The sequence below is a fragment of the Spirochaetota bacterium genome, from assembly GCA_026414805.1.
Classification (GTDB): Bacteria; Spirochaetota; UBA4802; order UBA4802; family UB4802; genus UBA4802.
Map to the genome: position 1 here is coordinate 1 of JAOAIH010000010.1, position 12,540 is coordinate 12,540.

At 34.6% G+C, this 12,540-nt stretch carries 15 protein-coding genes; 3 read left to right on the plus strand and 12 right to left on the minus strand.

The features are described 5' to 3' along the window. The 5 genes from atpH to N3F66_03460 all read right to left on the minus strand — a co-directional run. Nucleotides 1-563: ATP synthase F1 subunit delta (gene atpH, locus N3F66_03440; protein ID MCX8123200.1), on the minus strand; the 563-nt coding region annotated here is incomplete at its 3' end. Nucleotides 564-604: 41 nt separating this feature from the next. Beyond that, nucleotides 605-1,093 (minus strand): F0F1 ATP synthase subunit B, encoded by a 489-nt coding sequence (gene atpF, locus N3F66_03445; protein ID MCX8123201.1) that lies wholly within the window; start codon nucleotides 1,091-1,093, stop codon nucleotides 605-607. Nucleotides 1,094-1,136: 43 nt separating this feature from the next. Beyond that, complete coding sequence (atpE, locus tag N3F66_03450; protein MCX8123202.1) at nucleotides 1,137-1,421, minus strand: ATP synthase F0 subunit C; 285 nt, start codon at nucleotides 1,419-1,421, stop codon at nucleotides 1,137-1,139. 90 nt (nucleotides 1,422-1,511) lie between these two features. After that, complete coding sequence (gene atpB / locus N3F66_03455; GenBank protein ID MCX8123203.1) at nucleotides 1,512-2,369, minus strand: F0F1 ATP synthase subunit A; 858 nt, start codon at nucleotides 2,367-2,369, stop codon at nucleotides 1,512-1,514. Between the two features lie 54 nt (nucleotides 2,370-2,423). Beyond that, nucleotides 2,424-2,696, minus strand: coding sequence for an AtpZ/AtpI family protein (locus N3F66_03460; GenBank protein MCX8123204.1), 273 nt, complete (start codon nucleotides 2,694-2,696; stop codon nucleotides 2,424-2,426). A gap of 330 nt (nucleotides 2,697-3,026) precedes the next feature. Between N3F66_03460 and N3F66_03465 the strand changes: the two genes are divergently transcribed. Further along, on the plus strand, nucleotides 3,027-3,278 hold the full coding sequence (locus N3F66_03465) for a hypothetical protein (GenBank protein ID MCX8123205.1): 252 nt from the start codon (nucleotides 3,027-3,029) through the stop codon (nucleotides 3,276-3,278). 59 nt (nucleotides 3,279-3,337) lie between these two features. Here N3F66_03465 and N3F66_03470 read toward each other — a convergent pair whose 3' ends face one another. Then, nucleotides 3,338-4,723 carry a peptidylprolyl isomerase gene (locus N3F66_03470; protein MCX8123206.1) on the minus strand — a complete coding sequence of 462 codons (1,386 nt, stop codon included), beginning with the start codon at nucleotides 4,721-4,723 and terminating at the stop codon, nucleotides 3,338-3,340. A gap of 452 nt (nucleotides 4,724-5,175) precedes the next feature. Here N3F66_03470 and N3F66_03475 point away from each other — a divergent pair, with 452 nt between their 5' ends. Then, on the plus strand, nucleotides 5,176-5,679 hold the full coding sequence (locus N3F66_03475) for a tetratricopeptide repeat protein (protein MCX8123207.1): 504 nt from the start codon (nucleotides 5,176-5,178) through the stop codon (nucleotides 5,677-5,679). Nucleotides 5,680-5,681: 2 nt separating this feature from the next. Here the strand turns inward: N3F66_03475 and N3F66_03480 are convergent, their stop codons facing one another. The 6 genes from N3F66_03480 to N3F66_03505 form a co-directional block, all read right to left on the minus strand. Continuing rightward, on the minus strand, nucleotides 5,682-6,101 hold the full coding sequence (locus N3F66_03480) for a hypothetical protein (protein MCX8123208.1): 420 nt from the start codon (nucleotides 6,099-6,101) through the stop codon (nucleotides 5,682-5,684). A 117-nt stretch (nucleotides 6,102-6,218) separates the two neighbouring features. Then, nucleotides 6,219-7,418, minus strand: coding sequence for a 6-phosphofructokinase (locus N3F66_03485; GenBank protein MCX8123209.1), 1,200 nt, complete (start codon nucleotides 7,416-7,418; stop codon nucleotides 6,219-6,221). Nucleotides 7,419-7,501: 83 nt separating this feature from the next. Next, nucleotides 7,502-8,176: an acetate--CoA ligase family protein gene (locus tag N3F66_03490; protein MCX8123210.1), complete on the minus strand. Its 675-nt coding sequence runs from the start codon at nucleotides 8,174-8,176 to the stop codon at nucleotides 7,502-7,504. Then, nucleotides 8,169-9,635 carry a CoA-binding protein gene (locus tag N3F66_03495; GenBank protein ID MCX8123211.1) on the minus strand — a complete coding sequence of 489 codons (1,467 nt, stop codon included), beginning with the start codon at nucleotides 9,633-9,635 and terminating at the stop codon, nucleotides 8,169-8,171. The genes N3F66_03490 and N3F66_03495 overlap by 8 nt, the downstream gene beginning before the upstream one ends. Nucleotides 9,636-9,784: 149 nt before the next feature. After that, nucleotides 9,785-10,771 (minus strand): UDP-glucose 4-epimerase GalE, encoded by a 987-nt coding sequence (gene galE, locus N3F66_03500; GenBank protein ID MCX8123212.1) that lies wholly within the window; start codon nucleotides 10,769-10,771, stop codon nucleotides 9,785-9,787. Nucleotides 10,772-10,821: 50 nt separating this feature from the next. Next, entirely contained in the window at nucleotides 10,822-11,841 is a 1,020-nt protein-coding gene (locus N3F66_03505) for an arsenic efflux protein (protein ID MCX8123213.1), read from the minus strand. Nucleotides 11,842-12,133: 292 nt separating this feature from the next. Between N3F66_03505 and N3F66_03510 the strand changes: the two genes are divergently transcribed. Further along, nucleotides 12,134-12,514, plus strand: coding sequence for a hypothetical protein (locus N3F66_03510; protein MCX8123214.1), 381 nt, complete (start codon nucleotides 12,134-12,136; stop codon nucleotides 12,512-12,514). Nucleotides 12,515-12,540: the final 26 nt, after the last annotated feature.

A 12,540-nucleotide genomic window follows, 5' to 3' on the forward strand; every position in this document is an offset into this window, starting at 1 on the left:
TCATAAGCCACTTCACCTCTGATCTTACTTTGTAATAATTTTTCGCGCAAATTTAATAAATCATTTTTCAAAGAAGCATCTATAATTAAATCATCTACTTGCACTATAATTCCACCTAAAATAGTTGGGTCTATGACCTCTTCAACAATAATATTCTTATTAAATCTATCCTCAAGACTCTTTTTAATCCTGTTTATAATATCTTTATCAAGCTTTATACTGCTAATTAAAGTGATTTTCTGGCGGTTATTAACTATATCAAGTAATTCGCTAAAAGCGATATTAATATCCGGTATGTCCTGTTGACGCCCATTGTCAATTAATACTTTAAGAAAGTTAACCATAAGTTCAGATAGTTCACTGCCAAAAACTTTATCCACAAATTGCTTTTTTGATTCCTTTGTAATTCCTGGCGCACTAAAATAACGCATCAAATCCTGATCATTTTTTAATAATTCAGCAAGGAAGGATAGTTCCTCCTCAATTTTTGATATTGCGTTTTTCTCATGCGCAATTTCTAACAAAGCACCTGCATAAACTTTCGCTACTTCACTTGTTGCCACAGCGATAACCCTACTCATTAAAATTTAAGGACAGTTCAGTATTACTGAACTGTCCTTATTTTTTGTAATGCCTCTTCAACAAGGGCTTTCTGATCTTCTACTTTGAGATTCTTTGCGATAATTTTTGCAGCAATATCTGTTGATATTGTTACAACTTCAGCATGAATCTCTGCCAGCGCTTTATCCTTAGCAAGATTAATCTCACGTCGCGCTCTCTCAATGAGGTCCTTGGCTTCCTGATTTGCTTTTTCAACTATGGAATTTCTCAACCTTTCCGCATCAGCCTTGCCTTCAGCGATGATGCTTGCTGCCTCCTCTTTTGCCTTATCCATCATTGCTTTATGCTCAGCAAATAGCCTTTCGGCTTCAAGACGGGACTTCTCTGCAGATTCAATATCACCACGAATCTTCTCAGCCCTTGCATCAAGCGCCTCAACAATAGGCTTCCATGCGGCTTTCCATAATATCAATAACAACACTATAAAGGTTATTATTGTCCATAACAGGAGGCCGGGATCAACCTTTAGCAAGCCTTCTTTTAAAACTTCCATAGTGAACTACCTGTTAAAAGATTTACTTAACTTCAGTCTGCGCTGCTGCTGGTTTTTCAACTGGTGGTGTAACAACTGGTGACTTAGTTGCTAGCATAAATGTTACAACGAGAGCAAAGAATGTGAAACCTTCAATAAGAGCAGCAGCAATAATCATTGCTGTTCTTAAGTCACCGCTCAACTCAGGTTGACGAGCCATACCCTCTAAAGCACCAGTAGCTAACTTACCAATTCCAAGTGCTGCACCAAAAACTATCAAACCGGCTCCAAAACCAGCTCCCAAGTAAGAATAGCCTAGATATTCCATTGACTCCTCCTCGTAAATTTTTGAGTATTAAAATTTAACACCAATATGTTATTGCGAACATAATATATTGAATACCTCTTTCCACTCAAATTAATGAGCATGCATAGAGGCACCAATAAACATAGCTGAAAGCACAGCAAAAATATACGCCTGGATAAAGGCTACCAATAACTCAAGCAAATAAATCATTAATGAACCGGCAACAGACCCTATGCCAACCCAATAACTCTGGAACATCATGACAAGATAAATGAATATTATTATCACCACATGGCCAGCTGTCATATTTGCAAAAAGTCGGACTGTTAAGGCAAAAGGTTTAATTAAAAGTCCAATTATTTCAATGGGGAACATTAAAGGCAATACAAAGGCAGGAACCCCGTGTGGTACTAAACCCGCCCAGTAACCAAATACTCCTTGTTTGATCATTCCTATTCCAAGCATACCAACAAGTGTACAGAGAGCAAGACCACCCGTTACAGCTAGGTTACCTGTAGCCGTTGCCATGCCAGGGATTAACCCAATAAGATTGCAGAAAAGTATAAAGAAAAATACAGTAAGAAAATAGGGCATCGCCTTTTTCACATAATGATGGTCAAAATTAGGCTCTACAATTTCATCATGTACAAATGCTATTAACACTTCCCATAAATTAACCCATCGTGAACGCGAACCATAAGACGCATTTTTTATTTTACGAGCAACCGGTATAAAAACAATTAAACATAAAAATGCTGACAACCATAGCATTAAAACCCATTTGGTAATTGTCATATCAAAAATACCAAATAGTTTTTCATGAAAAAATTTCTGGTTAATTTTACCGATAAAGCCATCATGGATGGGGTGATCAGTTAGGTGATGCATTACGATATCATACATCGACTCTTTTTCACCACTTTCAGATGATTGGATAATAGCCTGTAAACCTTGTAGCAGTTGAATCATAGCCTTAAACACCTCATCAAATTTTTTTATTATCTGACTGATGTAACATAAACGTTACATCCATTTACGCTTTTTAGAACCGCTACTATTGTTGTTATCACCTTGCTGCGACCGCTTTAAAAGACGCTCAAGCTCGGATAAGCTTTTCATTAAATTATAAAAACCTGCTCCCATTCCAATAATTGTCCCTATAACAACAAAAACTGGACTGCTATTGAAATGTTTATCAAGTAAATACCCACCATATAAGAACACAAGAATCGTAATTGCAAGTTGAATGCCAATTGTTGAATATGCAAGTATGATTCTTGTGATATCCCTTTTCACATAAACCTCAAAAACTAACACTGAATTCCATACAAGCACCATACCTTTTTTTGTCAACAAAATAAGTCTGATTTTTTTTAAAAAAATTATTATTGTTATTATATACAATATTTAATATTTATTATACATCTCTTTGAAATTAGTAAAATTAGTTACTAACTTAAGTAATATTATATAAAATATTTTATATACATATTATTATAAAGAACCGCTCTATGAAATAATAAACCCTTATAAGATATATATTACTCTTCAACAATATTATTTTTTTTAGGCTCAAAGTCGATAAATGAAAATGTGAAACAATAATGCTACCACTGAGGGTTTGCAATGAAATTATCAATTAAGCTTATCGAAAAAAATAATGAATTTATTGCTACATGTCCCGAACTTGATATAAGTTGCTACGCTTCAAATAAAATTGAAGCAATTAAAAGAATTCAAAGCATTCTTTCATTTTACATTCAATCAGCTCAGGAATTAGGTTACTCTGTAGAAAATTTTGAGACTATTGACGTTGATGGCACGCATTATCAGTTTAACCATGACATTTATCCACCATTAAATTCCACTATGCACTAATAACAGAGCTGGCTTTAAAAGCCAGCTCTACTATTACATTTATCACTTTATTAACTTAGTTATTTTCCTTCAAGTTGGTCCTCATGTATTGTAAACTTATTGATATGCAACATATCTCTTTTCCACTTTGCTAAATTTTCAGCTCTTTTTTTTCGGTATATCATATTTTCAATCTGATCCTTAACTTTTTCAAAAGACATAACCTGCTTAATCTGTTTTCCTTTTTGATTAATAAATGTAGTGAATCTGGTATCTTTATATTTTTCGTATTCATCGCGGATTTCCTTTGGAGTAATAACAATTCCACGGTCTGCAATATAATCCATATATTCTTTTGCAAAGAGCATGTTTTTTCTTTTTTCAACTTCTTTCTTTAACTCCTCATTTGCTTGTAAGTTATCTTTTATTGCTTCTCTTTTAAGAAGAGCTACTTTAAAGGCATTCTTTGCAATATCTATTCTTTTGGTGTCATCTACCGTAGCCTTTGACAACGGGCTCCCCTTGTGCTGAAAATATGAAATTCGCTTATCTAGGTCTGCAACGGTAAAGGAGCTATCTCCAACCTTAAAAATAATATCATTGGGATTTTTACTTTTGCAATTTTTCTCATTAAATTGCACATCTGACGCATTCATTAATTTTTCAATATAATTATTAGCAGCTTTCCTCAACAATAATTGTTCAAGCCTTTTTGCCTGCATTTCATCATCAATTATTTTATTAAGGTTTTTTTTGGTTAATTCTTTTTTGTCTACCAATTGCACAATATATATCCCCTGTTGAGTTTTAATAGGAGTTTCAACAATACCTGGTTTTTTTTGTTCGATAGCTGCTACGATTTCTGGTGACAGCATATCCTTTACTACATAACCAATATCACCACCATTTTTCTTTGAGAAATCGTCAGAGTACATTTTTGCAAGTTCTTCAAATTTTTCACCATTCTTTAATTTACCAATTATTTCATTTGCCTTGCTTTGTACTTCAGCATAAGCTTTTTCCAGCTCCGCACCTGATAGGTTTACACGTTTATTATTAATAATCTTAAAATCCCTTACACGCAGGAGAATCTGTTTTAAATGATATGCTGGTTCTTTGAATTCGGCTTTATCTTTAATTTCCCTGTCATACAGATGCTTTAACAAAACCGATTCTAATGCCATGTCCTCAAGGAATCTATATTTCTCTGTATTTAAGAGATTCTCTTTTTTAGCTTCTTCTAAAGCTATATTTTCAATAGCCATCATTTCTAGTTTATCTTTTTGCTGCTTTTTGCTTTTCATTATTGCTTCAACAGAAAATTGTTTATCCTGAAGCCACTGCTTAAATTGTCCTCTTGTAATAGTTGCACCGCTATATGTAGCCAAAACATCAGAACTGCATTTACACCCTATTAGAGCAGCAACAACTAGCATTACTACTGTTACAAACAAGAGCCTCTTCATATAAATCCTCCACCTATAGATAATATCCCAACCCTTATTCAAACCACACTAATCAATTGTAGATACAACGTGATTAATAATTATATGGAAATATACTATTTTTTTAGTACTACAACATTTTATTCAATAGTATTAAATAATCTTTTTATTAATTGTTTGCTATAGTGCAAAGCATAATAATTTTTGCAATTATCTTTTTAGAAAAAAATGTATATTTTTGGTTACACGATATTTACAATGAGTTTTCTATAAATAGTACCATTCTTCTATAATTTTATGAATTAATTCATATAACCATTAGATATAAATTTTTTTATTTTCAATGTATTCTATAAATTTTTATTCAAATACTATTGACAGAAATTACTATAGTGCATAGGATTCACATTACCAGGATAATTTAATTATATTGTTATTTGCTTATGAGAGATAAAGCTTTCTACAGAAATAAATTGAATTCGCTTATCCATCAGGATAATTCCTTTGATTGTGAAACATTAATTGAATATGGTTACGATGCAATTGAAAAAGGTAATTTTAGAAAAGCATTCAGACTCTTTGCCCTTGCATACCGTTTAATTGGCAATCACCCTGAAATACTCAATGGTCTTGGACTGACATTGTGTGAAATGGGGAAATTAAAATTTTCAAAAAACTTTCTTTTATTTGCGTTAAAAAAATTTCCTGATAATGTTTTGATTTTATCAAATCTTGCAACTGTGTATTTTGAAGAATATGATTATGACAGGTCAATTTATTATTATACACGTGCACTTGAAGTTGATCCTAACTTCATTGAGGCACATATAAATCTTATTAATGTATACTTTGAACGGGGAGATATTTTCATGGCATACATTTCATGCCTTGACCTACTCAAGAAAGATCCACATAATCCCGAAGTCCAGGAATTGTGTAATGATATAATACTTAATATGGGATTATCGCTAGTGTAGTATTACGGTTGTGTCAATTGCTCACGTAGATCAATTTTCCACTTACCGTTTTCTTTAACCAGCTTATGAACAACTTCCATGCCAATAGCATTTTGCTTGTTATGCTTCACACATTGTAATGTCACCGTAGCATTGTCTTTTGTCTTTTCTATCTTTACGACATCCCATTTTGAATCTGCATCATGATGAACCCATACAAACGGGTACACAGCACCATGTTTTTTCTTCATATTTTCAACCTGATTTCGTGATGTGCTGTCTAGAAATTCAAGCAACTGCTTTTCATCAGTTGTTGTAAGATAGCTCATAACAACAGATGCTGCTTCGTCAAGGGGCTCATGCTTACACGAAATAAACTTAAGAACAAGTATTAATATAAGCAGTATTGTTAAAAAGCTTATGTTTTTAGTATATTTTAGCATTTGGTTTAGCACCTTACTCTTTTTATAATAGAGTTGATTATCTTACTTAAAACCTTGCGATGTGTATGACTTTTTCATCTGGGTGAATTGTTACGTTGAGCTATCGCCAATACTATTTTATTCCCATGATTTGCGATATGAGAGTCGCTCTTTTAAAGTATAGAAATCGCTGCCTTTGGGTACATCGCGCAGACGTGTTTTCAGAGTATCGGGATCAATAAGCTCGCTGAACGGAACGGCTTTTAGGTCAAAATTATCAGTTACCGAAACCATAACCCCAAACATATTTTCACTGTAAAATTTATATGCACCATAACCAAGCATTGCACCTAGTACCACATCAAAACTTATTGGTGGAGCCGATCGTGTTTCATAACCAATCTGCTTTGCCACTATCTTTACTTCCATACCTGTTTTTTCCTGATAGCGTTTTTTAACGCGCTCAGCCAGTATCTCACCAATTTTTGCTTCTCGGTAAAGGATGTTTCCATGTTTATCAGTATGTTTTGGCTTATATTCATCGGGCAATTTATCAACAATGCCTTCGGATACTGCAATAACTCCATAAGGGCGCCTGTTATTTTCACGAGCAAGGATAACATTAGTAATTTTATCCACAAGCACATCGATATCGAGTACATCTTCTTCTATATCTTCAGCAGCTACCATCATAATTGCTTCAGCAGCAATACCCGCCGCATAGGTAATCCACCCTGCTTTGCGACCCATAAGTTCAACAATGAAAAAGCTATCTGTTGCCTGCGCATCAGCTTTAAGGTTCAACATCATCTTTTGTGCAGTATCAACTGCAGTCCAATACCCAAATGTCCAGGGTATTCCATAATAGTCGTTATCTATAGTTTTTGGTATGTGGATGACAGGGAAACCCATAAGGTTAAGGAAATTTGCTGTCTTTAATGTATCGTCGCCACCAATTGAAATTAGTGCACCAATTTTTAAATATTCAAATGCATCAATAATGTTTTTTAGCTTTTTACTTTTTTCAGGATCCTGTAAATCATTAAGCGTTTTAATATCCTTTCCGGGATTAGCACGTGAAGTTTTAAGGTATATTCCCCTTTCATTACGGACATGAGTAATATTGTAATCTATTTCTTCGTAGTGAACTCCCTTTTTAATTTTAGGATAATTGATGTTGAAGTCTTGTAAAAACTCATACCCCCTGTAAAAACCTATAACAGGAATACCATTATCTAAAAAATTGAGTGCTACTGATGAAATAACTGTATTTGCACTTGGCGCAGGGCCTCCAGAAAAAAGCATTCCTATCTTTTTATACGCAGGACGCAGTTTCATAATACAATCCTCTTATGATAAATTCAATACAAACAATCCCAGTTAAATAATACGTATATATTTTCTTAATAGCAATTATTTTTTTATTGCTTCAAAATAACCAAAGCATCAACTGCAACTGGTTTATTCCCATCAATAATAACTGGATTTATGTCAATTTCTGCTATTTCATCATATTTGCTTACAAGCTCACTTAACCCTACAAGAGCTTTTGCCATTGCTTCTCTGTCAACAGCTGGAGAACCTCTAAAAGGTCCTAATAATTTTTTTGTTCTAAGCTCATCCATCATTTCATGGGCATCAATTTCGGTTATTGGAGCAACTCTGAATGACACATCCTGCAGGGCTTCAGTGAAAATGCCTCCTAACCCAAACATGACACAGGGACCAAACTGCGGATCACGAATAGTCCCAAGTACAAATTCTCTGTTATCTCCATCAAGCCATTCTTGTACTAAAACTCCATCCAGTGGCACTCCTTTACCGGTTATTTCATCAAAAGCCCGTGCTACTTCTTCTTCGGTTTTCAATTTTAATTTTACCATTCCTAACTCGGTTTTATGAGTCAGCGTGTCTGCGCACCCTTTTAACACAACGGGGAATCCCAATTGCTGTGCATACGCAATTGCTTCTTCTCTTGTTTTTGCTAGATAGTTTCTTGAAACAGGAATACCTGCCATCTTTATTACATTCTTTGAATCATACTCGGATAATGCCTTTTGCTTGTTAGCTATCGCCCTTTCTAAAATCTCACGCATACACCTTGCTCCTTTTTGCTACGAAATTATAATATTGATACATTTTTGATAGGCACAACACTGCCTCTTCCGGGGAATCATAAATGACCACTTTATACTTATCCCCATTTGAATGAACTGTTTCATCGCCGGGCATCTTTGACAATGAAACCGGTAAAATTGGTTTATTATAACGATTCATAAGCTCTACTAATCTGTCAAGAAATTCCTTTTGATGTATATACAATAAATTTTTGAAATCATCAAATACACTTTTATCCATCTTTCCAAGATTATATACCGCTTCCGCAGCACGGTATGCAAATACCTTGGAACCAACTATGCCCAACACTATAACAGCATCAAAATCTTCATGAGCAACCATGAACTCAACTGCATCTTTAAATAATTGAAAATCTGGCTGCCCAACAAGATCCACAGGATTTCCCCTGCTCCAGAATGGTGGAAGCCTTTTATCAAGCTCATCTTTAATGGACTGTGGCAGTTGTGGTATTGCAAGGCCCCGCTCAGCACATTCATCAGCAGTAACAACACCCCACCCTCCACCAAGTGTAATAATCCCAATCCTATTACCCTTTGGAAGTGGAAATGAATCAAACGCAGCTGAAAGTGTTAATAGTTCGCGAGGGGACTCCGCAAATACAATCCCTGTTTGCTGCATAACACCTTTAAATATAGAAAAAGAGCCTGCCATTGCACCTGTATGTGATGCTGCTGCTTTACTCCCTATTTCAGTTCTTCCAGCCTTAAGAGCAATTATTGGCTTATGGAGCGATGTCTCTCTGGCTATTTCAACAAATACTCTGCCATCATCAACTCCCTCTACATACATGAGAATTACTTTTGTCTGACTATCGCTGTGAAAATATTTAAGGTAATCTTCAATTTTGAGAACTGCTTCATTACCTGAACCAACAAATTTTGCTATTCCAATATCTTCACTTTCTGCCCATTCCATAATCTGGTAACCCAGATTTCCACTTTGGGCAATTATTGAAATACCACCGGGTTTTGGGCGGGTGATAGCTCCTGTTGCATAAAGCGAACAATGAGTATTGACTATACCCATTGTATTTGGCCCAACAATATTCAGCCCATGAGTCTTTGCAAGTGCAATAATTTCTTTTTCCATTTGAAGACCTTCAGCGCCTGTTTCGCTGAAGCCCGATGTTATCATAACTACATTTTTAATTCCTTTTGTTATGCAATCCTGCAAAATCTGCATAACTGTCTTTGCAGGTGTAGTGATAAAAACCAGATCAACCGTTTCTGGAAGATCCACTATTGAAGGATAAGTTGTATACCCAAATACCTGAGATATATTGGGGTTCACTGGATAGTATCTACCTTGAAATTTGCCATCCAGTATGTTACTTGAAATGTACGTACCCCATTTAAAAGGTATTTCTGAAGCGCCAACAACAGCAACTGACTTTGGAGCAAATAAGTTATCAAGCATCACCGACCTCTTGGATAATTATTAATATACTCAAGGTTAATTAGTAAGACATATATATGTATGTCAACGATTTTGCACCAAATTTTTATAACTTTTCCACCACCAATTGTAAATAACCTAGAAAAAAGCGTATTGATTATTATTATCATTTAATATCCCTTACGCTTTTTCTGTGATTCCCATTTCCATGCAGATGCGACAATAGAATCAATATCAGTATACCTAGGTTGCCAGTTCAAAGAATTTTTAGCTTTCTGTGATGAAGCAACAAGTACCGCAGGATCTCCAGGCCTACGCGCTCCTTCTTGTACTTTAAATTCTTTTCCTGTAATGCGTCGTACCGAATCAATGACTTCTTTGACACTGAATCCCCTGCCATTTCCTAAATTAAACACATCGCTTTTGCCCGATTCCAGCAATTTCTCAAGGGCAAGAATATGTGCATCACCAAGGTCATTTACATGAATGTAATCACGAATACAGGTGCCATCAGGCGTATTATAATCGGTGCCAAAAATAGTTATTGTATACCCTGGATCAAGCACTGCGCGTATCACAAGCGGTATTAAGTGAGTTTCTGGCACATGGCTTTCACCAATTTCACCAGATTCATCAGCACCTGCTGCATTAAAATAACGCAGGCTAATAGCACTAAAATTATCCGAGCTTGACAGATCTTTTAATACTTCTTCAATAAAATATTTTGTTTTGCCATAAGGGCTTTCAGGTTTCATTTTGCTTTCTTCTGGAATTGGAACAATTTCTGGATTGCCATATACTGCAGCAGACGATGAAAAAATAAATCGCTTTACATTGGTTTTTATCATTGCTTCAAAGAGCGTAAGTGTTTTTGCTACATTATTTTCATAATATTTGAGTGGATACTGTACTGACTCACCAACTGCAATATATGAAGCAAAATTCATAACACACTCAATTTTATAATGCGATAGTACATGCAAAAGTTTATCAAAGTCGCCAATATCACCTTCAATAAATTCAAATCCTTTCACAAAATCCACAAATCCACCGCTTAAATTATCATAGACGATAGGGTTAAATCCTTTTTTTGCCAGTAGGCGAGTTACATGGCTTCCTATGTATCCTGCTCCACCAGTTACTAGAATATTTTTCATCATAATTCTCCTTAAATATTCACATTCTTTTTATCCAAAAATACTTATTTTTAATACCCTGCTGCCATGATGATTGATCCAACTATCAAACCCACTATAAGATTGATGCCTTTTATCAATAAAAAATCTTTTCTTGATTGCGCTAAAAGTGGCAGCATAGTATGCCCATCCTGAACAATTGAACTTGTTACCAGCACTGATAAAGGAACCAGGCCTTTTGCAAACATCACCACAAATAAAAGATGCGGTCCAGATTCTGGTATTACTCCAATAAGAGCTGCAATAATTAAAATGACCCATCGTGCACTATGTATTAATGAATCAAGATGCATAATATCTACCAGTAGGTGAATTACAATTAAAGCCGATAGCGTCCACAAAAAGATTCTTAAAAGATGCCGTTTAATAACATGTTCCCATAAATGCTCCTGTAAAAAATGCTCAGGAACTATCGCCACTATTATTATAGCTATTGTGATAATTACCGGCAATGCAATTTTTATAAAGCCTTCTTCTTGATGAAAAAAACCTGAAACAATTAATAACAATGCAACTGCCAACAAAGACATCAAAGATGCCCTTGATAAAGAAAGATTTTTCCACAATGAAAGTATATTTTCCAGAGTATAATGCATAAATGGAATTTCATCATGAACTACCAGTCCATCACAGCAATGCTCAGCATGCACATGTTTTTTAAATATAATATCAGTGCAATATCCTGCTGCAATCCCAATTGTTGCAAGAGCAATATTTAAATATATTGCAACAACAGGGAACATGGCAAACATAACAAATGCTTCATCACCGCTTGTTGCAATCATGGTAGCCACTATTGCACCCAATGTAATGGCACCATGAGAATACATTGCTGCGGCGGCAAACCCTCCTAAACAACCTGGTATTATACCCAATACAACTGAAATTACATACTGTTTAAATCGTGTGGTTTTGAGATTTGCTATTTTACCCTGTGTAACAACATTAATATACTCTACCAGCAGCATAATTACGATGACAAACATTGTAATAAATAAAGATTCTTTAATTACCTCAAGCAAGGTATGCATTCCAGATCTCCTTAATAAAAGAGGATTTTACCTAACCCCACTGCAACTTCTACTTTTATGAGTTTATCCAGCATTAAATATCACTCATCAGCCGTTTTAAGCTATCCTATATCACTAAAAGTATCCAGTATTATATCTATGCACAATTCTTTTTTATTAACTACACATAAAAATTATTGACATCAGACTCATTGATATATTTACTTCTGAACAATACGTTATTATTTATATTAACATCTGTTATTTTAGAAAGTTTAAATTTTTACTTAATTTTTACGGTAATACAATAATAATGAAACAATCAATATTTAAAAAATTAATTTTAGCAATTTTTATATTACTTACTCTTATACACATTGTAGCATGTGAAGATGAACCTATAAAAATTAAACTTATGGTAGTATCAACTGCCAAAGGATTTCATGGATATTATATTGTCAATGGTGGCACACTTACCCCATTTTCTGCTACTGAAGATGCGTATGGCATAGCATTATATGAAAAAGAAATTGAAGATGTTGAATATTTAGAAGTTAGTGCAACAACTGAAGATGGTGCAACTTCAATAGAAATCAAGATATACAAAGACAATAAAAAAGTAAAAAGCTCTCAGAAAACAATTGAAGATCCATATAATAGCTACACATTGAATTTTGAATATGAAATGGGCTAAGAAGAAACATCTGAATAAAAACTATA

Bases quoted from the DNA above. Each gene is read 5' to 3' on its own strand.
- atpE (MCX8123202.1), bottom strand. From the start codon at position 1,421: ATGGAATATCTAGGCTATTCTTACTTGGGAGCTGGTTTTGGAGCCGGT.
- atpB (MCX8123203.1), bottom strand. From the start codon at position 2,369: ATGATTCAACTGCTACAAGGTTTACAGGCTATTATCCAATCATCTGAA.
- N3F66_03465 (MCX8123205.1), top strand. From the start codon at position 3,027: ATGAAATTATCAATTAAGCTTATCGAAAAAAATAATGAATTTATTGCT.
- N3F66_03470 (MCX8123206.1), bottom strand. From the start codon at position 4,723: ATGAAGAGGCTCTTGTTTGTAACAGTAGTAATGCTAGTTGTTGCTGCT.
- N3F66_03480 (MCX8123208.1), bottom strand. From the start codon at position 6,101: ATGCTAAAATATACTAAAAACATAAGCTTTTTAACAATACTGCTTATA.
- N3F66_03485 (MCX8123209.1), bottom strand. From the start codon at position 7,418: ATGAAACTGCGTCCTGCGTATAAAAAGATAGGAATGCTTTTTTCTGGA.
- N3F66_03490 (MCX8123210.1), bottom strand. From the start codon at position 8,176: ATGCGTGAGATTTTAGAAAGGGCGATAGCTAACAAGCAAAAGGCATTA.
- N3F66_03495 (MCX8123211.1), bottom strand. From the start codon at position 9,635: ATGCTTGATAACTTATTTGCTCCAAAGTCAGTTGCTGTTGTTGGCGCT.
- galE (MCX8123212.1), bottom strand. From the start codon at position 10,771: ATGAAAAATATTCTAGTAACTGGTGGAGCAGGATACATAGGAAGCCAT.
- N3F66_03505 (MCX8123213.1), bottom strand. From the start codon at position 11,841: ATGCATACCTTGCTTGAGGTAATTAAAGAATCTTTATTTATTACAATG.
- N3F66_03510 (MCX8123214.1), top strand. From the start codon at position 12,134: ATGAAACAATCAATATTTAAAAAATTAATTTTAGCAATTTTTATATTA.